2 protein-coding genes are annotated in these 2097 nt (G+C 48.9%); both read left to right on the forward strand.

The annotated features are described in order from the left end of the window. Nucleotides 1-109 precede the first annotated feature (109 nt). A complete protein-coding gene (locus H6G26_RS41235; protein ID WP_242054408.1) occupies nucleotides 110-952 on the forward strand; it encodes an alpha/beta hydrolase in 843 nt (280 codons plus the stop codon). A 106-nt stretch (nucleotides 953-1058) separates the two neighbouring features. After that, the gene (locus tag H6G26_RS41240; RefSeq protein WP_190737858.1) at nucleotides 1059-1952 is read left to right on the forward strand and encodes a pirin family protein; all 894 of its coding nucleotides are present in this window, start codon (nucleotides 1059-1061) and stop codon (nucleotides 1950-1952) included. Nucleotides 1953-2097: the final 145 nt, after the last annotated feature.

Raw genomic sequence — 2097 nt, forward strand, 5'->3', positions numbered from 1 at the left:
TATTGACACTCAGTCCTAATAAACGTCCTTACTACCAACAAGGAGAAAGAGCGATGAGGCTTATTCTATCTGCATCCTAGCCCTTTTTGTAGCCCCCTAAGCATTACCGTTGGTCAAGAAAACTCTGCAACCATCGATCTCTTACGAAGATATTGGGACAGGTCAACCGATTGTACTGATTCATGGATTTCCATTGAACGGACATTCTTGGGAGAAGCAGGTTTTAGTTTTACTGAATGCAGGATATCGAGTAATTACCTACGATCGCCGAGGATTTGGCAACTCCAGTCAGCCCTCATCTGGCTATGACTACGATACCTTCGCCGCCGATTTGAATACACTCATGACCAAGCTTGACTTGCAAAATACCGTGCTGGTCGGTTTTTCAATGGGAACAGGTGAAGTCACACGTTATCTTGGCAAATACGGCTCAGAGCGGGTGCAGAAAGCCGTGCTGATGGCTCCCGTTCCACCGTTTCTGTTAAAGACAGACGACAATCCAGAGGGTGTTGATCAAAGCGTTTTCGATGGTATTATGAAAGCGATTGTTGATGATCGTCCAGCTTATTTCTCTGCCTTTTTCAAAGAGTTCTTCAATGTTGATGTATTGCTTGGCGATTCTCGTTCCGAGAGGCTACGCCAACGCATCAGCAATGAAGCGATTCAAGCCAGTTGGAATGTAGCAGCAGGGGCTTCTGCTAAAGGGACTTTGGACTGTGTACCCTCCTGGCTCACCGATTTCCGCGATGATCTGCCCCGCATTGATGTGCCGACTCTGATTATTCATGGAGATAGCGATCGCATTTTGCCGCTTGAGTCCACCGCAGCAAGACTTCCAAAGCTGATTAAAAACAGTCAACTTGTTGTCATCCCTGGCGGGCCGCACGCCATCAACTGGACTCACGCTGATCAGGTCAATCCCCTGTTACTGGACTTTCTTCAGCAGGAATAATCAGCGATCTACTGCATTTCTGGCTTGCGAAAAAACTCTGTGATTCACCCCGTTGAGTCAGGCTCAAATGATACACATATTTGTCTAGTTCTGAAGAGGCAATTCTATGACTGTCCCCACTCAAACGTCTCGAACCGTTGCCGGAGTAATCAATAGCGTTGAAACACTCGAAGGGGCCGGATTTCTTGTACGTCGGCCCTTTCCCAAAAGTAGCTTCTCTGAATTTGACCCGTTTCTCCTCCTCGACGAGTTGGGTCCGATTAATCTAAAGCCGGGTCAGGCAAAAGGTGCACCCGATCATCCGCACCGGGGCTTTGAAATCGTCAGCTATGTCTTGGATGGACGGTTAGAGCACAAAGATTCTGCGGGGCACGCCGGGCTACTAAATCCGGGTGATGTCCAGTGGATGACAGCAGGTGCCGGGGTCGTGCATTCCGAGATGCCAGAGTCAATGTTTACCCAAACTGGTGGACGGCTCCACGGTATTCAACTATGGGTCAATCTGCCACAACGAGACAAAATGATGCCGCCCCGCTACCAGGAAATTCCAGCGGCTCACATTCCGGTAGCTCAAACCGAAGATCGGTCTGTGACGGTGCGGGTGATTACGGGAGAAGCGTTAGGGGCAAAAGCCGTAATTCAGACGCGCACGCCGATCACTTACCTCCACTTCACACTGCAACCAGGGGCAACGATGATCCAGCCTGTAACAAAAGAGTACAACGCCTTTGTCTATGTACTGGAGGGGGCTGGGTTGTTTGGGACAGAGCCAACGCCTGGTGATGATGGGCAGATGGTGCTCTTTTCTCAAGATGGAGAAGATGTAGTGATCTCCAACCCTGCTGATGCTCAGCGTCCTTTAGATCTTCTGCTGATTGCAGGTGTACCCCTTAACGAACCAGTCGTGCGCTACGGTCCGTTTGTAATGAACACTGAAGCTGAAATTATCCAGGCGATCAACGACTACCAAGAAGGAAGGATGGGACAGATTTATGCTTAACACATTTCAAGATTGGACTAGTCAACATCAACGCTTGAGTGAGATACGAATCAAACTACTGCATCTGCACAAGCTTTTACTAGAGACTGAGCGTCTTACCTATGAGCAAGTTCGAGGGCAAGTTTCTAGAGGTGAATTGCTACAA

The organism is Nostoc sp. FACHB-888 (assembly GCF_014696655.1).
Lineage (GTDB): Bacteria > Cyanobacteriota > Cyanobacteriia > Cyanobacteriales > Nostocaceae > Nostoc.